This window comes from Acidobacteriota bacterium, from assembly GCA_016208495.1.
GTDB lineage: Bacteria > Acidobacteriota > Blastocatellia > Chloracidobacteriales > Chloracidobacteriaceae > JACQXX01.
Genome location: JACQXX010000107.1, coordinates 38,685 through 61,022, shown reverse-complemented (window position 1 = coordinate 61,022; position 22,338 = coordinate 38,685). Strand labels below are relative to the sequence as shown.

Below are 22,338 nucleotides of genomic sequence, written 5' to 3'. Positions count from 1 at the left end.
CACTAACCACTCAATGGGTTCTTCATTCTTCATTCAAAGAGAGGGTTGCTCTGTGATTTCCCGTTTCAATCAGCGCGCGTTCCGTTTGCTCAGCAGCCTCTTGCTGGGACTTTTGCTCCTTCCCTGTTGGCCAATTTTGGCAGCTCATCAACCAACAACCGGACCTCAAAATACACCTTCTGCTACCAGTGCAGACCTGACGGCTCAACTGGCAGCAATTGAGAAAAAGATAGATGACCAGCGCAAGGAACTCGGGATTCCAGGTGTGGCCCTTGCGATTGTCAAAGATGACAAAATCATTTATTTAAAGGGGTTAGGGCTTCGAAACATCGAGAAGAAACTGCCAGTGACCCCCGACACATTGTTTGCCATCGGTTCATCAACCAAAGCGTTTACGGCCATGGCCACAGCCTTGAGCATTGACGATGGCAAGATGGCCTGGGAAGACTCCCCAAAGAAGTTCATTCCCTATTTCAAATTGCAAGACACTGAAGCTGACACCAAAATTACGATTCGCGACCTGCTCTGCCACAACTCTGGACTTAGCCGCACGGACTTGCTCTGGTACACCGGGGTTTTGAATTCCCACGAAGTCATCCAGGCCGTCAGTGCGGCCAAACCGCGCGCCAAATTCCGCGAAAAATTTCAGTATCAAAACGTGATGTTTCTGGTGGCTGGCGAATGTGTTGCAGCCGCCCAGCACAAGCCGTATGACTCTGTTTTGAAAGAGCGGATTTTCAAACCATTGGGAATGAATGCCACGACGCTTTCCGTCCCGGAAATGAAAAAAGCCCGTGACCATTCGCTGGGTTACATCTATGTCCCCTCAGTCAAGAAAACCAGTCAGTTGCCGACCCGTGACTTAAAAATCATTGCTCCGGCGGGTGCGATTAACTCAAACGCCCGCGATATGGCGCAATGGGTCAGATTGATGTTGAACGGCGGTGAATGGAATGGGAAACGGCTGGTTTCAGAAGCCAGCTTTGCCGAACTGGTCAAACTTCAAACCAAAATTCAAGGCCCGGTCAATTATGGGCTCGGCTGGTTTTTGCGTGACTGGCATGGACACAAAGTGGTCGAACATGGCGGCAATATTGATGGCTTTAACGCTCAGGTCGCCGTGATGCCGGACCAGAAACTGGGCTTTGTCCTGTTGACCAATGTCTCAGCTTCGCCGCTTGGGGTGACGGCCATGGAAGCCATCTGGTCAAATCTGGTCGAAGGTGGCGGCCAACCAGCGTCGGCCACCGCGTCGTCCGAACCAACAGGCGACCTGAAACAGGAAGTCGGCAGCTATGAACTTCCGGGTGGTGCGGAACTCGATGTGGCCCTCAAAGATGGCAAACTGGTGTTGACCGTTCCAGGACAGCCTCCGTATCCACTCGCCAACCTGAGCGGACGGCGCTACAAACTCGAATCACCCGCTCCAGATGGGTTTTTCGCTACGTTTCGCTCTGTTAAAGACAAACCCGGCGAGTCTGAAATTTACCTTGAACAGCCCAACGGCAACTTTGCTTTTCCAAAGCGCAAAACCAGCGGCGCCAATGAAGAAGCCAGTACCCTGATGCTGGCGGAAACATTTGGAAGCTACACTCACAAAGAATCAGGACTCACGGTGGACATTGTCGCGGCTGAAAACAAAGTCACGCTGTCCATTCCCGGCCAATCCCCCTACACCTTAAAAGCAACTCCAACCAAAGACTCGTTTGGACTCAAGGGGTTACCGGAAACCTTCAACCTGACCTTTCGACGTGGGGCGGATGGGAAAATCACTGGGGCGTTGCTCAAACAACCGCAAGGTGACCTGGAGCTGGTCCGAATAAGCGGTGGAACCAATATTCCAACACTCACCGTGGATGAACTGATGGCCAAAGTCATTGAGGCAGTTGGTGGAGAAGCCAATCTCAATGGGCGCCAAACAATGATCACTCAGGGAACTCTCACTTTTGAATCCCAGGGGTTTACCGCCCGGAACGTGACCAAACACAAACGACCGAATTTGTGGGCCGAATCAACCACCTTTCACGCAATTGGCAAAACCATTGGCGCCACCGAGGAATATTTTGACGGAACTGCCGGCGCGGGTCTCTCCAGTTTTGCCGAACCTGATACCTACGTTGGGAAAAAGCTGACTTCCGTTCGGTTGGCGGCTGAACTGTTCCCGGAACTGAAATGGAAAACACTCTATAAATCCGTCACGCTCAAAGGGATTGGGAAGGTAAATGACGAAGACGTGTACATCGTGGTCAAGACTCCGGAAGACGGCGAACCAGTTACTGAATATATCTCCGCCAAAACGTTTCTGATTCTGCGTCAAGATGTACTGCAAGTCAGTGATAGTTCCGAACGGATTGCAATTCCAGCCACGATTCTGTTTGAAGACTATCGAGATGTGAATGGGATCAAAATTCCCTTTAAAACCACCCAACGATCTGCCGAAGGTGGTGACATTGTCTTCACCCTCGACAAAGTTTCATTTGACGAAGAAATTCCTGACAGCCTCTTCCAAACCTACAAAAAGAAGAAAAAAGCGACTGGATGGCCCGAAAAACCATCTCGCTAATTGCCTCCAACCCTATCTTTTGATATCAATTACCCGGCGGTTTCGATTGCAGCGACACCCAAACGACAATCGCCGGTTCTTCCTCCATTCTTCCGAACTTCACAACACTTCAGAAGTTCTGTTGCCCCACACGACAATCAGTAAAAACCTTCGCTTATCTTGCAGCTTTCCCAGGAGGACGATGCCGTGATTTGGCCGATTGGAAGCCAGACCACCGCATCGTGAAAACCGATGACTCACACTGACCGACCAGCCCTCCCCACTGTCGTCGTGGAGCGGGCTCATTTTCAGCGGTTGTTTGAAGTTCTGCACCAAAAAGGGTATCGCACGATTGGCCCGACACTACGGGATGGAGCGATTGTGTATGATGAAATCGAAGGTGTGTCGGACTTACCCATCGGCTGGACTGATGAACAGGAAGCCGCTCTCTATCGCATCAAAAAACGCACCGATGACGCCCATTTTGGCTATGTGGTTGGCCCACACTCCTGGAAAAAGTTTTTATTTCCACCACGTGTCAAACTCTGGAGCGCCAGAAAAACCGAGGCTGGATTTCAGGTCGAAACCGAACCTGAAGAAATCCAACCGATGGCGTTCATTGGGGTGCGTTCGTGCGAACTCCACGCCCTGACGATTCAAAAGCAGGTTTTTACCAGCGGCCAGTACACGGATTCCCGCTATCAAGCTCGATCACACAACCTGTTTATTGTGGCAGTCAATTGCACCGTGGTTGGCGGAACTTGTTTTTGCACCTCAATGCAAACCGGTCCCAAAGCCAGTGCCGGGTATGATCTGGCCGTGACTGAAATTCAGGAAGCTGGCCACCATTACTTTGTGGTCGAGGCCGGAACTGAAGCCGGGATCGAAGTCCTCAACCAGATTCCACATCAGACAGCGGATCCAGCCGAAACGACCAAAGTTGACGCCCTGATGACCCAGTCAGCGTCACAAATGGGGCGAACCCTCAACACCGAAAATATCAAAGACCTGCTCTATCGAAATTCTGAAAGCCCGATCTGGGAAGCCATTGCGCAACGGTGTTTGACCTGTGCCAACTGCACGCTGGTATGTCCGACGTGTTTTTGCTCGACTGTGGAAGATGTGACCGACCTGACCGGCGACATTGCCGAACGCTGGCGACGATGGGACTCGTGCTTTACCGTCGAATTTTCCTACATCCACGGCGGCCCGGTCCGCTCATCACCAGAGTCCCGGTATCGCCAGTGGATGACCCACAAACTGGCAAGCTGGATTGACCAGTTTGGGACTTCGGGCTGTGTCGGGTGTGGGCGGTGCATTACCTGGTGCCCAGTCGGAATTGACATCACCAAAGAGGTTCAGACGATTCGGGAATCTGGATGACAAGGTGACAAATGACAAGGTGACCAGGTGACTGGATGACCAGATGACAAGGTGACAAATGACAAGGTGACAGGGTGAATAAGTAAGTCCTTTACCGAAACATTCCAGACATTTAACAACGGAAACCACGGAGAAAAATCAAACACTTACTAAGTTCAATATCTTAGAAAACTTATGGCAAGGTATTTATTATTTTGTCACTCTGTCACCTTGTCACTCTGTCACCCTGTCAGCTTGTCACCTTGTCACCCTGTCACCCTGTCACCCTGTCACCCTGTCACCTTGTCACCTTGTCACCTTGTCACCTTGTCACCTTGTCACCTTGTCACCCAGTCACCTTGTCATTACTGTCTTCCTAACCCGATCTTTAAAGGAGGCGTCCATGGAAAATCTGGAACGATACCTGGCAGAACATTCTTTTTTTAAGGATATCGAGCCCCAATATTTAAAATTGCTTGTCGGTTGCGCCTCAAACGTTCGGTTTCAGCCGGGGCAATTTCTGTTTCGATGTGGCGAGGAAGCCAACAGTTTCTATCTGATCCGGCACGGCAGGGTTGCGGTTGAGTTATTTGCCCCAAACCGAGGTGCCATCACCGTTCAAACGGTCAGCGAAGGCGAGATTTTGGGATGGTCCTGGCTTATTCCACCCTATCGCTGGCACTTTGATGCCAAAGCAACCGAACTCACCAGAGCGATTGCCCTCGATGGAAAGTGCCTGCGCACCAAATGTGAAGCCGATCACAGCCTGGGGTATGAATTGTTGAAACGGTTTTCCTACATACTCAGCCAGCGCCTGGAAGCGACCAGCCTTCAACTGCTCGATATTTACGGGGTCGGGAAATGATTTCGAAAGTACAAATTTCCTATGAAAATGACCCGATGATTCCGACGCCCTTTGTCATTCAACGGGTTCAACATGAAACACACGACACCTTCACCCTGGAACTGGCTGCGTCCAATGGAAATCGTGAATTCCGGTTCGCACCGGGCCAGTTCAATATGCTGTATGTGTTTGGGGTGGGGGAAATCCCAATTTCAATCAGCGGAGATCCCTCCAAACCGGAAATGCTCGTCCATACCACCCGCGCCGTTGGCACTGTGACCAACATTATGCGGCAATCGAAACGAGGCGATGTGATTGGCATTCGGGGGCCCTATGGCACGCACTGGCCAATCGAAACCGTGGAAGGAAGCGACATTGTGCTGGTGGCGGGTGGCATTGGGCTGGCCCCGCTTCGACCGGCGCTCTATCATATTCTGGCGCATCGTGAAAAATATGGGAAAGTGGTGGTCCTCTATGGCACGCGGAGCCCGTCCGACATTCTCTATCACAAAGAACTTGAACTCTGGCGCGGTCGGTTTGATATCGAAGCCCTGGTCACCGTGGATCGTTCCGCCGGAAACTGGCGCGGCCACGTGGGTGTGGTGACAACGCTCATCCGACGGGCCGGGTTTGATCCGCACCATACCGTAGCCTTTGTTTGCGGGCCTGAAGTCATGCTGCACTTCACCATGCTTGAACTCAACCGACGTGGACTCCCCAGCGAGCGGATTTTCATTTCGATGGAGCGCAACATGAAATGTGCGGTCGGCTTTTGCGGCCATTGCCAGTACGGCCCAAATTTTATCTGCAAAGACGGACCCGTGTTCCGATTTGATCAGGTTCAAGGGTTGTTTGGGAAACGGGAAGTGTAGATCAGGGGTCAGGGGTCAGGGGCGTTTGAGGCCCGCAGGGTCGTTGTTCAATAGCCGTGGTGCGAAGCCTACGGTCACGGCCAGGACGAGACCCAAACCCAACAAGAACGTCGTTCAATGCCAACGGAAAGGACACAGGGTTTCTTATCCTGGCGCTTATGGGGGTCAGGGGTCAGGGTTTAGGAAAAAGGACATATAAGGACATAAAGGACATAAGGGGCATAAATTTGAAAACCCGGAACCCGGAACCCGGAACCCGGAACCCGGAACCCGGAACCCGGCTTCCAAGAAAGGCATCACCATGAAAGCGAAGAAGAAACCAAAGCTTGCGGTCTGGAAATTTGCCTCGTGCGACGGGTGTCAGTTGAGCTTGCTCGATTGTGAGGACGAATTGCTGAGTGTGGTAGGCGCCATTGATATTGCCTATTTCCCGGAGGCGACCCGAGCCGTGGTCAAAGGTCCCTATGACCTGTCGCTGGTCGAAGGCTCGATTACGACGCAACACGATGCCGAACGTATTCACGAAGTCCGCCGTGCCTCCCGACGACTGGTTACGATTGGCGCCTGTGCCACGGCTGGTGGGGTTCAGGCACTTCGGAACTTCAACAAAGTCAAAGATTTTATTTCGATTGTGTATGCGACTCCGGAATACATCAGTACCTTGAGCCACTCAACCCCGATTGATTACCACGTGACGGTTGATTTTGAGCTGCGAGGGTGTCCAATCAACAAATATCAGCTCGTCGAAGTCATCAGCGCCTTCGTCAATGACCGCAAACCGGTCATTCCACACCACAGCGTCTGTGTTGAATGCAAACTCAATGGAAATGTGTGTGTATCGGTGGCGCATGGAACGCCCTGTTTGGGTCCCGTCACCCATGCCGGCTGTGGGGCCATTTGCCCGTCATATCATCGTGGGTGTTATGGCTGCTTTGGTCCGATGGAAACCCCAAATACAGCTTCGCTGGGGACACATCTGGTTCAACTCGGGATGAAGTCAGGCGAAGTCTCACGTGTGTTCCGGACCTTTAATGCCTTTGCAGAGCCCTTCCGCAAGGAGAGCGAAGTTTATGATGAAAAAGACAATCAAGGTTGATTATCTGGCACGAGTTGAGGGCGAAGGCGCCCTGTTTGTCAAAATTGCGGGCGACCAGGTCACTGACATCCAGTTCAAGATTTTTGAACCACCTCGCTTTTTTGAAGCGTTTCTGCGTGGACGTGGCTATCAGGAAGCACCCGACATTACCGCCCGCATTTGCGGTATTTGCCCGATTGCCTATCAGATGAGCGCCATTCACGCCATCGAGGATGCCTTTGGAATCAAAGTAACCGGGCAACTCCGGGCACTGCGTCGCCTGATTTATTGTGGTGAATGGATCGAAAGCCATGCCCTGCATATGTTTATGCTCCACGCGCCTGATTTTCTGGGGTACGAAGACGCCATTCAGATGGCCAAAGACCACCCGGAAATTGTGCAACGCGGGTTGCAGATCAAAAAGTGGGGCAATGACATCGTCAGGCTGGTTGGCGGACGGGAAATTCATCCGATCAATGTCAAAGTCGGCGGCTTTTATAAGGTTCCATCGAAACGGGAACTTCGCGAACTTCGGGAAAAACTGCTGATTGGACGTGATGAAACACTGAAGACTGTTGGGTGGTTAAAACAGCTCCCTATCCCGGATTTTGAGAAAGACTATGAATTTGTGGCACTTCGCCATCCGGATGAATACCCATTTAATGAAGGCCGACTGGTTTCAACCGCCGGGCTTGATAGTGCCGTCCAGGACTTTCATACCCATTTTGTTGAAGAACACGTCGCGCACTCAAACGCGCTCCACTGCCGGTTGCGCGAACGGGGCGCCTACTGTGTCGGTCCCCAGGCTCGCTTTAGCCTCAATTTTGATCGCCTGTCGCCACTCGCTCAAGAAGCCGCCCGCGAAGTGGGTCTCCCAGTCCCCTGCCTGAATCCGTTTTTGAGCATTGTGATCCGTGGGGTTGAACTTCTCTATGCCTACGATGAAGCCATCCGGATCATTGACAACTATGAACTCCCAGATCGTCCATCAGTCGAAGTTCACCCGGTGGCGGGCACCGGACATGGTTGTACCGAAGCCCCGCGCGGCATCCTGTATCACCGCTATTCAGTTGATGAGGAAGGACTTATCACCGACGCTCGAATCATCCCGCCGACCTCACAGAACCAAAAATCCATCGAGCAGGATTTGAAAGTGTATATCTCCCGAAACCTGACCCTGCCAACCAAAGACCTCACCTGGCAATGCGAGCAGGCAATCCGCAACTATGACCCGTGCATTTCCTGCGCAACGCATTTCCTAAAGCTGGAAATAGAGCGAAGTTGAATGAAGAATTGAGCATGAAGAAAGTGGTTAGTGGTTAGTGGTTAGTGGTTAGTGGTTAGTGGTGCCAGCTAAGAGTTGAAGCCGTTTTTGGTTCTCAGTCCAGAAACTCCCACGCCGGCTCGTAGCCCAGAGCGAGTCTTCGAGCCCTGGGAACCTGGTCATTCCCTCCGGGATGAAATCAAAAAACCTGCATGTGAAAGGACGCCCTTGGTTCCTGGTGCGTGGTGACTGGTGCCTGATTCTTCTTCGAAAGTATTGATTTCTAACCACTAATCACTAATCACTAACCACTAAATGGTTTCTTCATCCTTCATTATGAAGTTCATCATTGGCGTCGGGAATGATTTTCGCAGTGACGACGCGGTTGGGCTGGTTATTGCTCGCAGGCTGAAAGCTCTGCCTCTCAACCAGTTCACCGTCATTGAATTTACTTCGGACGGTGCCGCCTTGCTTGATTATTTCCAGCAAGCTGAAGGTGTGATTCTGGTTGACGCTGTTTCATCCGGAGCGCCTCCCGGTACAGTTCATCGTCTGGATGTCCATCGCGAAGTGATTTCAAGGCAATATTTTCAATGTTCCACTCACACCGTGAGCGTCGCCGAAGCCATTGAACTGGCCCGGGTTCTGGGAATACTCCCGCAACAACTGCTGGTCTTTGGAATTGAAGCCGTCAATTTCAGCCCTGGGGTTGGGCTCTCTCCACCTGTGGAAAAAGTAGTGGAACACGTCGTGGAGCAAATTCAACAATTGTAAAGAACAAAAGAGTCACACCACCGTCTGGGAGCGCGGGCGTCTCGCCCGCCGTCGGTTGGAATAGAACCGCAAACGGGCAGGATGCCCACGCTCCCATCCGTAACTGGTTACGGTTGAATGACGTCAATCTGGTGAGCCAGATCAAAATCCAGGGCCGTTAGACCACCCCGGTCGTGCGTGGTCAAGGACAGGGTGACTTTGTTCCAATTGATGATGATGTCTGGATGATGGTCCGCCGCCTCGGCCAGTTCAGCCACCTGATTGACAAAATCCATTGCTTCGCGAAAGCTGGGAAAGATGAATTGGCGCCGGAGTTCGTTATTCTGCCGTTCCCACAGCGGGGAATTTACCAGTGATAAAAGGACTTGTTCCTCGGTTAATCGGTGACGACTCATCGTCGTGTGCCTCCCCTCGCTTTTTGTGAATTGTTTCAACCAGTTCTGGAAAGCGATGCAGAACCGTGCTGACCAGTCGGGCGGGACCTTCTTTGAGCACATCCAGAGTTGGCACCCGGTACTCAATTTCATACTCCCCAATCAAACTCTGAATTTCGTCATCCGTCATCCCTTCGTGATTTAAAGTGATGGCGATGACGGGTTTTTGGGTGAGCAATTCAATCACCTTGATTTCATCTTTGAGCGGAATCAAGGCCTGGTTGAGCGCCTGGGTGTGAAATTTTCGTTTCGGGGCGTGCTGAACAATGATTGCATCTGGACGGGCGGCACAGAGGAGTTCGAGCCCTCCGGGTCGAAGCGGATCAGTGAGACTTCCCTGCCCTTCGAGCAAAATCACATCCGGTTGTTCGTTCACGTACGCCTGATAGACGGTATCTTCAATTTCGCCTGTCAGATAGTGGCTCATCATGGTGTCAGTAATCACACAATATTTCATTCCCTGCAGCCATGACGTTTGTCCCGTACCGACCAGAAATGTCTTGAGCCCCACATGGCGGAGTCCCTGGCGAAGATTGATGGCCGTGGTTCGCTTTCCAACCAGCGAATCAGTCCCGAGCACGGCAATCTTGACACAATCAACCTGGCTGATCTTTCCTGAATAGAGGTGTAACTGGCGTGGATCTTTGGGCTTCCGGACGTCCCGGATGCTAATGCCGCGCAACTGAGCCAGCCCAGGCAAGTCAGCGTCTTCGGTCAAAAACTGACGCAACCCGCTGTCAATGTTCATACCGAGATTAATCGCCTGCCGAATAATATTTCGCCCGCCGGGCAAAAGTCCTCCGGTCGGTGAAGATTGCCCGACCACCAGGTATTTGGGCGGTGTGCCCAAAGTTTCAACTGCTTCTTGTAACGAAGCAAAAATCGGAATGCCATTCGGTTTTCCATCCAGGACGTCACCTGAATCTTTTCCCGCCTGCTGGCTATCGAGAATACCCAGAATCTGGTAGCGCTCTGTAAATCGAATCAATCCGTGCGCGGTTTTCCCAGCCGGGGTTCCAAAAGCACCTTCACATAAAACCAGTGCTGTTCCATCCATACAATTTCCTTTCCTGCGGATATGAGCGAATCAAGCTGGGAGAGTAGCGAACCTGTAAGCTCACTGTCACTGAAAATTCAGTCGCGCTTGATGCTGAACCCAAATTTCTCATTCTTTTTTGGTTTGCAAGACACAGTGCACCCATGCCTTTGAATTCAAACCTGTCAGCCTAACCGGCCATAAGCGCCAGGATAAGAGGACAACATCTGATCTGGACCCGGAGATGGGAGACAAGGAGACAATTCACGGGGGTTGTCGGTTTGAATGAGTTCCGATTGAGAGCGGGAGAATGCGACCATTTGCTTTTTCTCCCTGTCGCCCTGTCCCTCTTGTCCAGATTGGACTCTGTTTCCTTATCCTGGCGCTTATAGCCTAACCGGTGGAGGTTACATTTCCATGAATCGCGGGGGAGTTAAAAAAATCAAAAGTTACGGCTCAGCCGTGAAAAAATATCGAACCACCGCAACCAACTGGTCTTTTTTGAATGGTTTTGACAAGTATTCAGCAAAGCCTTGTTTCAAAAAAGTCTCTTTGTCCTGAAGATTGGTTGACGTGGTCATCGCAATGACTTTAGCTGATTGTAAAACCCAAATCGAATGCAATGAGGCCAGAAGTGATTCACTCTCCATTACTGATGACACCTCTATCAAAACAACCGTTGGCCAGACATCTTTGAGCTTGGCTTTGGCGGATTCGAGGGTTGTTGCCAAAACGACCTTGTACCCGGCACTGCGCACCATGGCGCCAGCCAGGTCAAGCAAAGCCCGGTCATGATCAATAATCAATACCTGGGCTCCATCCGGCGGAGCTGAAGATCGCTCATCCAAAGACGGGAAATTGCCAGTAATCCGTCGCCTCCCAGAGACTGGTTGAGGTGGGATCGGCAACCGAACCCGGAAGGTGCTTCCGTGTTTGACTTCGCTTTCGACTGAAATAGAACCACCATGCAGCTCAATCAGCGATTTGACCAGTGCCAGTCCAACACCTGTCCCACCAAAACGACGGGTGGCCGACCCATCACCTTGTCGAAATCCTTCAAAAATATAGGGTAAGGCAGATGGTGAAATACCGACACCGGTATCAGCGACGCTGATTTCAATTTCGCGCCCAATGGATTGAACCGAGACCGTTACCTGACCGCCGTCAGGAGTAAACTTGATGGCATTTGAGAGCAGATTGGTCACAACCTGTTGAATCCGGACCACGTCCTGCTGAAGCAGTGGGAGATTCGGCTCTAAATTAAGGGTAAACGTGATGCCTTTGTTTTTGGCCGCAAATTCAAAAATCTCAAAGGCTTTTTGAACCGGCTCGTTAATTTCCGCCAGTTCAATGTCCAGATTCATAATGCCCCGTTCCATGTGGGCCACATCCAGCAAATCATTGATCAATTGCAGCAATTGCTCAGAAGAAGACCGAATCTGTTCATTTCCGGTGGTTTGTTGCTCAGTGGTCAACACACCCGAAGCAATTAAATCGCTCCAGCCAACAATGGCGCAGAGTGGTGTTCGGAGTTCGTGCGAGATGTTTTGGAGAAATTCATCTTTGAGGCGGTTTGCCTGTCGCAATCCTTCGAGGGCCTGCTGGCGCTCGGTAATATCCCGCATCAAAAAGACCAGTACCGGCTTTCCCACCAGCGTGGCATCATAGACCCGAATGGCAACCGAACGATGGCTTCGGTCTTTGCATAACACCACGGCGTCCATTGAGTCAGCATAGTGTTCGTGGGCGGGAAGCGGATTTAACCGTTTTTTGATGGCCGGATGATCTTCCGCTGGATACAAATCAAACACGGTTCGGGTGAGAAGTTCGTCGCGGCTGTAGGAAAGCTCCTCAAAAGTATGGCGATTGGCATCCAGAATACAACCCGTCACTGGTTCAACGACCAGAATCAGTTCATTGGCATTCTCAAACAGGTTTTCATATCGCTTCTCTGATTCGGCCAGTGATGCCTGCAAAAGCGCATTGCTCTGCAGGATATCCATTGGATCCCGAATGTCTTCAGTGGTTCGATAGGACACCTGCGGAAGCTGTAAATAAAATGCCAGCACGGGACTGATTAAAATGACACTGAACGGACGGCTCAAAACACTTCCGAGCAGGTTTGACACGAACTGTGGTGATTCGATCATTCCCAAGGTGAAAAAAATCAGGTCGTCCAGGACCAGTGAGGTGAGCAGGCTGGCAAAAATTTTCACAACCATGGGCCAGCTTGAAAACCGGTTTGAAAGCCACTGATAAAAGATGACAAAGATAAACAGGGTGACAATCCGAGCCACAGCCGAAGCCGCATTGAGCCGAAAATCCGGGCTGAAGAGAGCAGTTGGAATTGCTCCGCCAAGCCCCCCGCCGCCACTTGCCAGAAGCTGGGCCAGAACCAGTAACCGCCAGAGAATATGACACGCCTGCAATCCAATGAGTGAAAAAATCAGGTTGCGCGCCTGCAATGTGCCTTCGCACAAATACACCAGAAGCAACGCTGTAAACCCAACCACAAAAAAACTGGTTGACCCGGTCACAAAGACCAATTCATTTGGTAAATCAATCTTGATCCACAGGGCGGTGACAAACGTCACAAATAATTCCAAACCACCCAATGCAATATACAACGGACCAAGCCCAAAGCTCTTCCTCCAGTAATGGAAGGCCAGAATCGTGCTCAAGGTGATGAGTATTTGTAAGGTGGCAATGCCAAGCTGACCCCACATAGGGAAAACCTCTGGGCTGAAGAAGTCGGGCTGAAAAAGCCAGGGCTGAGGGCTGAAGACTCGCAAGCTCGGAGCAATTGAAGGGATGAGGGATGAAATAAAACCAATTTTTCAGCCCGAAGTCTTCAGCCCTCAGCCCCAAGCCCTCAGCCCTGGCTTTTTCAGCTCGATGTTTTCATCGTCGCTCTTTCGAATCAGGTTGAGGGGTTTTGTCTTTAGGGGACGATGAAGAAAGCCCGGCTTTGAGTTTGCGGAGTTCAGCAACTCCCTGATCAAAACGTTTTTCCACATCCTGTGACGAGAGAAAAGCCAGTACCTGAGCGCCGGCTTTTAAAATTGGTCCAGTTTGGGCGCCTTCGATAAATTGTAACCGAATTGGAAAGGCGGTAAATGCCAAATAAATCAACGACCAAAACAACACGGCCCGCGCCAAACCAAGCGCACCGCCACCAACTCGATCAAGCACGGTTAACCCCAATTTTTTCAACACTTCCCGTAATGAATAGGAAAGCGCGGCGCTTGCAGCCAGGGCAAGCACCATGGGAGAAATCATCCCCAACCAGAGTGCCGTGACTTCAGAAAAGCCAATCATCTGAAAGAAATGCGCGGCTTCGCGGTAAAAAACCAGTGCGAGCATCAGCCCGACAATCACACCCGCCGTTGTTGACAGGCTGCGCACAAGCCCTTTCATGGCACCGCTTGCGGTTGAATAAGTAGTCAGTAGTCAGTAGTCAGTAGTCAGTAGTCAGTAGTCGAGTGTTGGGATTTTGAATTGCCTGTCAAGTGTATTTTATTCTATTTGCGTCATTTAGGAACAATTCTTTTCAAGAATTCCCACGGATTCAACGATCCGGGTTTTGTCTACTGACTACTGACGACTGACTTATCAACTACTGACGACTGACTACTGACTTATCAACTAAAAACAACTGTTTCCCGGTTAGCCGTTCATAGGCTTCGAGATAACGTGCCTGCGTGGCAGCAACAATCTGATCAGGTAAGGCTGGGGCTGGTGGTTGTTTGTTCCAGTCAAGGGTTTCCAGGTAATCACGCACAAATTGTTTGTCAAACGACCGCTGTGACTGCCCTGGCATGTATTCGTCAGCCGGCCAGAAGCGTGAAGAATCAGGTGTCAGCGCCTCATCAATCCAGATAATCTGGTCATTGAGAAGGCCAAACTCAAACTTTGTATCACACAAAATGATACCGCGTTCGTGAGCATACTGAGCCGCGCGCCGATAGAGTGTCAATGTCAGATTTTTTAACTGGGCAGTGGTTTCAGCACCCACAATCTCAGCCATTCGGGATTCGCTGATATTTTCATCGTGCCCGGTCTCAGCTTTGGTAGCGGGTGTGAAAATCGGCTCCGGCAGTTGGGCTGACTCAACCAGGCCAGATGGAAGTTCAATCCCACAGACGCTTCCGGTTTTCAGGTAATCTTTCCACCCTGATCCAGCCAGATACCCACGTGCCACACACTCGACTGGGAAACAATCGGTCTTGCGCACCAGCATGGAGCGCCCTTCGAGCTGATCGGCAAACGGCTGGAGTCGCGCCGGGTAGTCGGAAACCGAGCTGGTCAGCACGTGATTGGGCACCAGGTCTTTCATTTGCTCAAACCAGAAACGTGACAACGCGGTCAACACACATCCTTTTCCAGGAATGCCGTTTGGCATCACACAATCAAAGGCTGAAATCCGGTCAGTCGCCACAATCAACAATGTATCGCCCAAATCGTAGACATCCCGTACTTTTCCACGCCGGAAAAGCGGAATCCCAGGTAAATCCGTGGTAAGTAAGGCAGTTTGTGTATCCAAGAGGTTCACCTTTTGTGAATAAGTTGGGTGCTGAACCGATATCGAGTCGCTTCTGTGCGGCACACCACTTCGTTCAAATTGAGAGTTGGAATGGAAAAGGCGCGATTATTCGGCGCAATGAGGGGACTGTCAAGCGGGGGATGACTGAATGACAAGGTAACAAGGTGACAGGATGACAAGGTGACAGGGTGACAAGGTGACAGGGGATTTTTTTCATCCCTCATCCCTCATCCCTCATCCCTCATCCCTTGGTTTCGGCCCGGAACCCGGATCAATATCCACTCCCGGAATTGTTCCACCCTGGGAAAAACGTTTCCGCTTCTTTGTTGCGGGCGGTTTCCAAATTGTCTCGATAGAGTTTTTCTTCTGGATCAAGCGTGGCCGCGGTTGAAAATTCATTGGCCGCCTGTGAGTAGTTTCCCGCGTTGAAGTGTAATAACCCCAGGTAATTATGACCATATGCCTGGTCACGGTTCTTTGCTTTGGAGTTGGTAATCAGTTTATTGGCTTGGTCACGCACCTGATCATTGTTTCGGCGCTCATAATACACTTTGATCAACGTTTTGCGTGGGCTGATTTCAAGGCTTGGTCGTGGGGCAACATCAGCCGCAGCAAGAGCTTCCGTCTCAGCATCCTGTAACTTCCCTACATTGGTGGTTTTGTCGTTTAAATATTGCTCCCAATACAAAAAGGCGAGCATGTCATGGGCAAGTGAGGCATATTCCGGGTCAGGATCCAATTGCAGCGTTTTCTTTTGTTCTTCCAGTGCTTTATCTTTTTTTCCATCCTGGAAGTAAAACAACCCCAAAAACTGATGGGCCGGTGCAAAATCGGGGTCTTGTTTTATCACCCGGTCCACGATTTCTTTGCATTCAACTCGTTTGCTTTGCGCAAATAATGATTCGGCTTTTTCAATCAGTGCGGCTGACGAATCACTCTTTAATTTCAGCACCGCATCCATTTCTTTTAAGGCATCTTCAAATTTGCCCTGTTCGCGCAACTTGCGTGACTGGTCAATGGAATCTTTTATTTTACGGGCGGTTTCGGCTTCGACGCGGAGCCGCTCTTTTTCCACCGCAATGCGTTTTTGCTCTTTGACATATTCATTGTATTGATAAATGGCAATCCCACCGCCTCCAATCGTCAACACGATCACCAGCACCCCAACTGAAACCCAAATCAGCGTTTTTGAAGACTTTTTCCGCTGGGTCATTGCGGCACCGCCAGGTGCATAGGGTGGTATCGAATGAGGTGGCGTGGAATATTCAGGTCCAGGTTGGGGCAACTGACCATACCCGGCGCCGGGCGGCACGTAGCCTCCCATACCAGGATGCCCTTGAGGCGGTGGCTGATATCCCCCCATGCCGGCCTGAATCCCCTGAGCCAACACTGGCGGAGGATACTGTTCAGTATCCGGAAGCGTTCTGTTTGGTGAAGAGGAGTACCCGCCACTGGGACTGCCGGGCGGGGCCACTGGCGGTGGTGAAACATAACCAGGTTGACCACCAGCCATATTGGCTTGAAACGAAACCACTGGCCGGGTGGCTTCAAGGCCGGCAGGGTCAGTTTTTCGCTGACCGATGTTTTGGGTTTCCATGTGAATGGAGTGTTCGAGTGTCGCAATAAAATCAGTGACCCGTGGATACCGGTACTCACGTTCGTAATGAAGCGCCCGCATCACCGCAGCTTCAACCGCAGCCGGAATATTGAGTCCAGGCCGGACCCGGCTCATCGGTTGCGGAGGATTTGCCAGGCGATTCACCATTTGCGCCTGGGCTGATTCACCTTCAAAGGGCAAGGCACCGGTCAACATTTCATAAATGACCAGGCCCAGGCTGTAGACATCCGAACGCGGATCAAGCGACTCGCCCATCACCTGTTCTGGCGACATGTACTGCGGCGTTCCAACAATAAACCCGGTGCGCGTGACCGACTGATGTTTCGGATCAACCAGCAATGACTTGGCAATTCCAAAATCCACCACTTTGACCGTATCACCTGGGCCAAGCATGATGTTTTCCGGCTTGAGATCCCGATGGACTACATTCAGGGCATGGGCGGCACCCAGTGCCTGACCAACCTGGCGCGCGATGTGCAACGTTCGTTCCAGAGAAAATGGGGCTTCACGCTTCAGAATACTCTTTAACTGCTGGCCTTCAATCAGTTCCATGGCCAGAAAGACCATTCCGTCTTCAGTTTCCCCATAATCAAAAATACTGACGGCGTTTGGGTGATTGATCTTGCTGGAGGTTTCCGCTTCGCGTTGAAAGCGGGTCAGCGTTGTTTCATCCTGAGCGGAGGCAGGCAAAATCACCTTGATCGCACTGGGGCGCCCTAGTTTGAGGTGTTCGCCACGATAGACCGCTCCCATTCCCCCCTTCCCAATCAGCGACAAAATCCGGTAGCGCCCGGCTAAAACCTTTCCAATCATTGGATCCGCTGCTTGGGGTGAGTCAACCAGGGTTGCCGCCTCTTGTTTATTAAGTGAAACCGGCGCCGGGGCAGGTGCCGCCAGTGTTGGGACAAGCGCGACCAGCCGTTGACCGTCACGATTACAGAATTTCTTGTCATCGGAAAATGTCGAACCGCATTGTGGACAGGTATTCATGCGTGTCTCCTCAACAGCGAACAAAAACGGTGATTTCGGGGAACTCAGTGAGAAGGTAGTCATCTTATACCACTTTTCAGCATGGTTGTCAGTGATGGATTTTTACAGTTCAAGGCAGCCTGTATCAAAAGTTGCCATACTGACATTGATCTGGATCACGCAGTGCTGATTCCCGAAAATGCTTCTCAAGAAAATCACCAGCCCGTGTTTGGCGTCTCAATACAAAGAACCATTGACGCCTTCAAGGGTTCTTGACCAGAATGGCGCGCACTTTTCTCATTCTTTCCTCATACAACTCGCAGTGATTTTTCGAAACAAAGGAGATTTCAACTCGTGGCCGAACAGGATTATCGCATTGAAAAAGACAGCATGGGTGAGATGCGCGTTCCGGCAACTGCCCTTTATGGCGCTCAAACCCAACGGGCAGTTGAGAACTTTCCAATTAGCGGACTCCGCTTTCCACGTGCCTTTATCCGCGCTCTGGGAATGATCAAAGGCGCCGCTGCGGAGGTCAATCTGGGCCTGGGGCTGATGGAAGCCGATATGACCGAAGCTATTCGGAGCGCTTCTCAGGAAGTCACCGACGGTCAACACGACGAACATTTTCCGCTCGACATTTTTCAGACCGGCTCTGGAACCAGCACCAACATGAACACCAACGAAGTGATCGCCACGCTCGCCACCCAGCGACTTGGACGCAAAGTCCACCCCAACGATCACATCAATATGGGCCAGAGCAGCAACGACACGATTCCAACCGCCATTCACGTCAGTGCCTATCTGGAAGTGGCTGAAGCACTTCTTCCATCACTTCGTCACCTCAAGCAAACACTCGATGAAAAAGCCGCCCAGGTTGATCACGTGGTCACAACTGGCCGCACCCATCTGATGGATGCCATGCCGATCCGGCTCAGCCAGGAACTTTCCGGCTGGAGCACCCAGATCGCCTATGGCATCGAGCGGGTTGAAGCTGCCCTTCCCCGACTGGCGAAACTTGCTCAAGGTGGAACCGCCGTCGGAACCGGCATCAATGCCCATCCGGAATTTGGGGCTCGATTTGCCGCCAAACTTTCTGAAATGACTGGGTTGCCGTTTGTTACCAGTCCAAACTATTTTGAATCGCTCAGCAGCCAGGATGCCGCCTGCGAACTCAGCGGCCAGCTCAAAACCGTCGCGGCCAGCCTCACCAAAATTGCCAACGATTTGCGCTGGATGAATAGTGGTCCACAAGCTGGACTGGCCGAAATTGCCCTGCCGGCGCTCCAACCCGGCAGCAGCATTATGCCTGGCAAGGTCAACCCCGTGATTCCCGAAGCCGTCGCCATGGTCTGTGCCCAGGTGATTGGCAATGATGTCACCATCACAATGGGGGCTCAGTCAGGAAACTTCCAGTTGAATGTCATGTTGCCGGTGATTGCTTATAACCTGTTGCAAAGCGTGACATTACTTGCCAACGTCAGCCGACTGCTGGCTGACCGGGCCATTGCTGGATTCACTGTCAATGAAAGCCATATCGGAGACCTGGTTGATCGCAACCCGATTATGGTAACCGCACTGAACCCGGTTATCGGCTATGAACTTGGCGCCAAAATCGCCAAACAATCCTATGCCCAAAACCGCAAGGTCAAAGAAGTCGCCGCCGAAATGACCGACCTGACCCCAGAACACCTCGACCGGTTGCTTGATCCACGACAACTGACTGAAGGCGGTATCAATGAGTAAGGAATGAAGAAAAGACAAAGTGGTTACGGAGCGTTAAAAAATAAATCCCTGGGGGCGCAGGCGTTCTGTCACATCCAGGTTTTGGTTTTGCACCGCGAAGCGTTGCCGTTCGGATAGCCGGTCGGTTGGCCGCTTTGGGCCTACCACCGGATCCACGGGCTATCCCCTATCCCTCCCCGCTTCGCCCGCGCCCTGCGGGGCGCGGGCGAAGCGGGGAGGGATGGACCGGGGAGACAATCGTTTCCCGGTGGTAGCTCCCAAAACCTCGCAACCACCGGCTATGTGAACGGCAGCCTAACAGGGATGCTCAATCCAAATACCTGCCCCCAAACCAAAACGGGAAGTTGTTTTTTAACGCTCCCTAACCACTAACCACATTCTTCATCCAAGGTAGTTTCCCAACGTTCCGCTTCGCATTCGCATCAATTGGATGAACAACCTACACTTTGCCCATTTCAGGTGAAACCATGACTTTTTCAAAGCGCACTCAACACAACCGGCTGAATTCTCTGACCAGCTTTTTGCTTGTCATCGTGATTGGCCTGGGATTTTCCCTGACCACGCTGGCCAGCGACTTTTCACAAGGCAATCAGCAACCAGTTGAATTTTCGCTTCAAACCCTTGATGGGCAAACGGTAAACAGCAATGACGTGCAAGGAAAAATCACGGTCATCCTGTTTGGATGCAAAGGGTTACCATTGATGCGGGAATCACTCGCCCAGATTCAGCGCGTGGCGGACAAACATCCGAAAATCAACGTCTATGTGGTGTTAACCAACAGCAATCGCCCTAAAGATGGAACATTTGTTTCGGATGCCGAACTTCAAACCGCCATTGGAGCCAGTAATTTGCGGGTTCCAGTTTTGCGAGATCCCAACGGAGACCTGCTCTTTAAAAAGCTGGGCTTACGGGTGCTGCCCAGCCTGATCATTTTAAACCGGCAAGGCGAGCTGGCCGCGGCAGCTCGTGAAGGATTTGACCCAACTGTGAATCTGGCGTCGCAACTCACTCTTGAAATCGAACGAGCCCAGCAGTGAGTACAAAATTTAGTGGTTAGTGGTTAGTGGTTAGAATTCAATACATTCCAAGAACTAATCACTAACCACTAACCACCTATCACTACCCACATTCTTCATTCTTCATTCTGCCTTTCCTGGACTGAACTGCGGTGGGTATTCGGTTGGACGTTTTCAACCCCAATCTTTTCAAAGAGTTTGCGCTTGACCATTGAGTCATAAATTTTCCACTTGGCACGCATAAACTCTTCGTCATAGGTTCCCGACAGAAAACCAATTGGGATTTCAAATCCGCCGGCTTCGTATTTTCCACCCCCATAAAAATTTCCCTGATTATCTTTTCCCAAAGCTGATTTCAGAAATGTGTCTGGATTCAAGGTCACTTTGGTGGTGCGCAAACTGCCAATGATGACCTCGCGTTCACCTTCCTTGGTGATAATTCCATACACCACGGCGGTGTGGATATTTTCTTCTGTCAGGAGAAAATCAGCGGCTTGCGGGATGGCGTCACGGTCTTCATAGCGTACATACCCAACCCCGGCAATGCTGTAATTATCACGCACAATTCGGCTTTCGAGCGCGGCTTTAATGACATCAATCACACGTTTGGATCGCTTCACGTTCAAGATGGCACTCAACAGGGATTGATCAACAAAATTGGAAAGGTAGCCAGCAGCCAGAAAATCAGCGTCCCAGGCACGGATCATCCCATTGGTTTCGCTTCGAACCGCGTGCATCAGCGCTGTGGCCAGACGAACGTGCTGCGGATTTGATTTTTCAAACGCGATGGGTGAGTCCTTGAGATATTCAGTGTAAATCGTGGCCGTGGCGCCGACTTTGCGTAAATCGGTAAAGGGGGCTTCGATAATTCCCTGGCGCTCGTGGTGATCCACAATGACGAGCGGTTTCACCCCGGCTTCCTTGAGTTTTCCAGTCAGGCCAGTGGTGGTGCCCTGGTTATCAACAAAAACGCTGGCCTGGTACTGTCCCAGATCCAGGTTTTCGTCATAATCCAGCAATTCAATATGCAGCAACTGCACCAGCGCCAGGTTTTCCTGATGACTGATAAATCCGTCATAGACAATATCAACGGTGATTCCAAATTCAGCCGAAAGCATCTGATGAGCCAGGGCGGAGGCAATGGCATCCGGGTCGGGAAAATTTTGAATCGCCACAATATGCCGCTCGCCTCGATGTTGCGATAACAGCTCCATCAATTCTTTCCCTGAAGACATTTTTTCAGGCATGAGTCGCCCCTCACGGGCATCTTTGACTGGTCGCTCACGATCTGGCAGTGAAGATTCATTTCCATTGATTTCAATCAGTTGGACCTTTTCCTTTGGCATAATTCACCTGCTTTTACTGAAAAATTCGGAGTTCATTTTCTGAAAATCAAGCCTGCCTGATTGCTCGATCCTTCCTTTTGAGTCGAAAGTCAGACTTTCTTTCTCGCCAGAGAGTGCTAGAATGCGCGGCTTTTATCCCCGCCCCTTAGTCAGGACACGTCATTACGCTTATGGAATTCCTCTATTCGTTGATTGATCTGATTTTACACTTAAACAAGCACCTGGACGAACTGGTAAGCCAGTATGGATTTTGGACCTATGGCATTTTGTTTTTGATTATTTTTCTGGAAACGGGCCTGGTGGTCACGCCATTTTTGCCTGGCGATTCGCTTTTATTTGCAGTTGGGGCACTGGCTGCCTCCAGCCAGGTGCTGGATGTGAATTTTCTGTTTGTACTGCTCAGTGTCGGCGCAATTTTGGGCGATACCGTGAACTATGGGATCGGTCACCAGATTGGCCCCAAGGTTTTTCGCCAGGAGCACTCACGATTGTTCAACAAAGCTCACCTTGAACGAACCCACCGGTTTTATGAAAAATATGGAGGCAAGACAATTATTATAGCGCGCTTTATCCCGATTATTCGCACCTTTGCCCCGTTTGTCGCGGGGATTGGCAGCATGACCTATGCACGATTTCTGGTGTACAACATCGTCGGCGGTCTGTTGTGGATTGGCCTGTTGCTCTATGCCGGTTATTTCTTTGGCAATGTTCCCTTTGTGAAGAAAAACTTCTCGCTGGTCATCATTGCGATTATTATTCTTTCAGTGCTACCCGCCGTCTTTGAACTCTGGATGCAACGCCATGGGAGCAAACACCAGGCAGAATAGAAAAGCAGTCGTGTTCCCTTAATGTTTTCAATGTTTTTTCTTGGAGATGCAAATTTTAATGATACCAGGTGGA

The 22,338-nt window shown here is 51.0% G+C and carries 17 protein-coding genes; 10 read left to right on the top strand and 7 right to left on the bottom strand.

The features are described from left to right. Positions 1–136 precede the first annotated feature (136 nt). The 7 genes from HY774_21805 to HY774_21775 all read left to right on the top strand — a co-directional run bounded on the left by HY774_21805 (position 137) and on the right by HY774_21775 (position 8,733). Positions 137–2,563 (top strand): serine hydrolase, encoded by a 2,427-nt coding sequence (locus HY774_21805; protein ID MBI4751122.1) that lies wholly within the window; start codon positions 137–139, stop codon positions 2,561–2,563. 231 nt (positions 2,564–2,794) lie between these two features. Beyond that, positions 2,795–3,925: a 4Fe-4S dicluster domain-containing protein gene (locus tag HY774_21800; GenBank protein MBI4751121.1), complete on the top strand. Its 1,131-nt coding sequence runs from the start codon at positions 2,795–2,797 to the stop codon at positions 3,923–3,925. 382 nt (positions 3,926–4,307) lie between these two features. Next, on the top strand, positions 4,308–4,769 hold the full coding sequence (locus HY774_21795) for a cyclic nucleotide-binding domain-containing protein (protein ID MBI4751120.1): 462 nt from the start codon (positions 4,308–4,310) through the stop codon (positions 4,767–4,769). Then, positions 4,766–5,620 carry an FAD/NAD(P)-binding protein gene (locus HY774_21790; GenBank protein MBI4751119.1) on the top strand — a complete coding sequence of 285 codons (855 nt, stop codon included), beginning with the start codon at positions 4,766–4,768 and terminating at the stop codon, positions 5,618–5,620. The genes HY774_21795 and HY774_21790 overlap by 4 nt, the downstream gene beginning before the upstream one ends. Before the next feature lie 301 nt (positions 5,621–5,921). After that, positions 5,922–6,716 carry an oxidoreductase gene (locus tag HY774_21785; protein MBI4751118.1) on the top strand — a complete coding sequence of 265 codons (795 nt, stop codon included), beginning with the start codon at positions 5,922–5,924 and terminating at the stop codon, positions 6,714–6,716. Further along, positions 6,691–7,980 carry a Ni/Fe hydrogenase subunit alpha gene (locus tag HY774_21780; protein MBI4751117.1) on the top strand — a complete coding sequence of 430 codons (1,290 nt, stop codon included), beginning with the start codon at positions 6,691–6,693 and terminating at the stop codon, positions 7,978–7,980. The genes HY774_21785 and HY774_21780 overlap by 26 nt, the downstream gene beginning before the upstream one ends. Before the next feature lie 315 nt (positions 7,981–8,295). Next, complete coding sequence (locus tag HY774_21775; protein ID MBI4751116.1) at positions 8,296–8,733, top strand: hydrogenase maturation protease; 438 nt, start codon at positions 8,296–8,298, stop codon at positions 8,731–8,733. A 107-nt stretch (positions 8,734–8,840) separates the two neighbouring features. On the opposite strand, the gene HY774_21770 is transcribed toward HY774_21775, so the two are convergent. From HY774_21770 to HY774_21745, 6 genes are all read right to left on the bottom strand, one after another. Continuing rightward, positions 8,841–9,128, bottom strand: a complete 288-nt coding sequence (locus HY774_21770; GenBank protein MBI4751115.1) for a 4a-hydroxytetrahydrobiopterin dehydratase — start codon at positions 9,126–9,128, stop codon at positions 8,841–8,843. Then, on the bottom strand, positions 9,052–10,224 hold the full coding sequence (locus HY774_21765) for a DUF1611 domain-containing protein (GenBank protein ID MBI4751114.1): 1,173 nt from the start codon (positions 10,222–10,224) through the stop codon (positions 9,052–9,054). Before HY774_21765 ends, HY774_21770 begins: the two co-directional genes overlap by 77 nt. A gap of 428 nt (positions 10,225–10,652) precedes the next feature. Then, positions 10,653–12,929: a PAS domain S-box protein gene (locus HY774_21760; protein MBI4751113.1), complete on the bottom strand. Its 2,277-nt coding sequence runs from the start codon at positions 12,927–12,929 to the stop codon at positions 10,653–10,655. Positions 12,930–13,104: 175 nt separating this feature from the next. Then, positions 13,105–13,620 carry a CvpA family protein gene (locus HY774_21755; GenBank protein ID MBI4751112.1) on the bottom strand — a complete coding sequence of 172 codons (516 nt, stop codon included), beginning with the start codon at positions 13,618–13,620 and terminating at the stop codon, positions 13,105–13,107. A 199-nt stretch (positions 13,621–13,819) separates the two neighbouring features. Further along, entirely contained in the window at positions 13,820–14,746 is a 927-nt protein-coding gene (locus tag HY774_21750) for a phosphoribosylaminoimidazolesuccinocarboxamide synthase (protein MBI4751111.1), read from the bottom strand. A gap of 271 nt (positions 14,747–15,017) precedes the next feature. After that, the gene (locus HY774_21745; GenBank protein MBI4751110.1) at positions 15,018–17,354 is read right to left on the bottom strand and encodes a protein kinase; all 2,337 of its coding nucleotides are present in this window, start codon (positions 17,352–17,354) and stop codon (positions 15,018–15,020) included. A gap of 333 nt (positions 17,355–17,687) precedes the next feature. Here HY774_21745 and HY774_21740 point away from each other — a divergent pair, with 333 nt between their 5' ends. Both HY774_21740 and HY774_21735 read left to right on the top strand, forming a co-directional pair. Then, positions 17,688–19,076, top strand: coding sequence for a class II fumarate hydratase (locus tag HY774_21740; protein ID MBI4751109.1), 1,389 nt, complete (start codon positions 17,688–17,690; stop codon positions 19,074–19,076). Between the two features lie 467 nt (positions 19,077–19,543). Continuing rightward, positions 19,544–20,113, top strand: coding sequence for a TlpA family protein disulfide reductase (locus HY774_21735; protein MBI4751108.1), 570 nt, complete (start codon positions 19,544–19,546; stop codon positions 20,111–20,113). A gap of 95 nt (positions 20,114–20,208) precedes the next feature. On the opposite strand, the gene HY774_21730 is transcribed toward HY774_21735, so the two are convergent. Continuing rightward, positions 20,209–21,438 (bottom strand): bifunctional oligoribonuclease/PAP phosphatase NrnA, encoded by a 1,230-nt coding sequence (locus HY774_21730; GenBank protein MBI4751107.1) that lies wholly within the window; start codon positions 21,436–21,438, stop codon positions 20,209–20,211. Between the two features lie 170 nt (positions 21,439–21,608). Between HY774_21730 and HY774_21725 the strand changes: the two genes are divergently transcribed. Then, entirely contained in the window at positions 21,609–22,265 is a 657-nt protein-coding gene (locus HY774_21725) for a DedA family protein (GenBank protein MBI4751106.1), read from the top strand. Positions 22,266–22,338: the final 73 nt, after the last annotated feature.

Bases quoted from the DNA above. Each gene is read 5' to 3' on its own strand.
- HY774_21800 (MBI4751121.1), top strand. From the start codon at position 2,795: ATGACTCACACTGACCGACCAGCCCTCCCCACTGTCGTCGTGGAGCGG.
- HY774_21795 (MBI4751120.1), top strand. From the start codon at position 4,308: ATGGAAAATCTGGAACGATACCTGGCAGAACATTCTTTTTTTAAGGAT.
- HY774_21790 (MBI4751119.1), top strand. From the start codon at position 4,766: ATGATTTCGAAAGTACAAATTTCCTATGAAAATGACCCGATGATTCCG.
- HY774_21785 (MBI4751118.1), top strand. From the start codon at position 5,922: ATGAAAGCGAAGAAGAAACCAAAGCTTGCGGTCTGGAAATTTGCCTCG.
- HY774_21780 (MBI4751117.1), top strand. From the start codon at position 6,691: ATGATGAAAAAGACAATCAAGGTTGATTATCTGGCACGAGTTGAGGGC.
- HY774_21775 (MBI4751116.1), top strand. From the start codon at position 8,296: ATGAAGTTCATCATTGGCGTCGGGAATGATTTTCGCAGTGACGACGCG.
- HY774_21770 (MBI4751115.1), bottom strand. From the start codon at position 9,128: ATGAGTCGTCACCGATTAACCGAGGAACAAGTCCTTTTATCACTGGTA.
- HY774_21765 (MBI4751114.1), bottom strand. From the start codon at position 10,224: ATGGATGGAACAGCACTGGTTTTATGTGAAGGTGCTTTTGGAACCCCG.
- HY774_21760 (MBI4751113.1), bottom strand. From the start codon at position 12,929: ATGTGGGGTCAGCTTGGCATTGCCACCTTACAAATACTCATCACCTTG.
- HY774_21755 (MBI4751112.1), bottom strand. From the start codon at position 13,620: ATGAAAGGGCTTGTGCGCAGCCTGTCAACAACGGCGGGTGTGATTGTC.
- HY774_21745 (MBI4751110.1), bottom strand. From the start codon at position 17,354: ATGAATACCTGTCCACAATGCGGTTCGACATTTTCCGATGACAAGAAA.
- HY774_21735 (MBI4751108.1), top strand. From the start codon at position 19,544: ATGACTTTTTCAAAGCGCACTCAACACAACCGGCTGAATTCTCTGACC.
- HY774_21730 (MBI4751107.1), bottom strand. From the start codon at position 21,438: ATGCCAAAGGAAAAGGTCCAACTGATTGAAATCAATGGAAATGAATCT.
- HY774_21725 (MBI4751106.1), top strand. From the start codon at position 21,609: ATGGAATTCCTCTATTCGTTGATTGATCTGATTTTACACTTAAACAAG.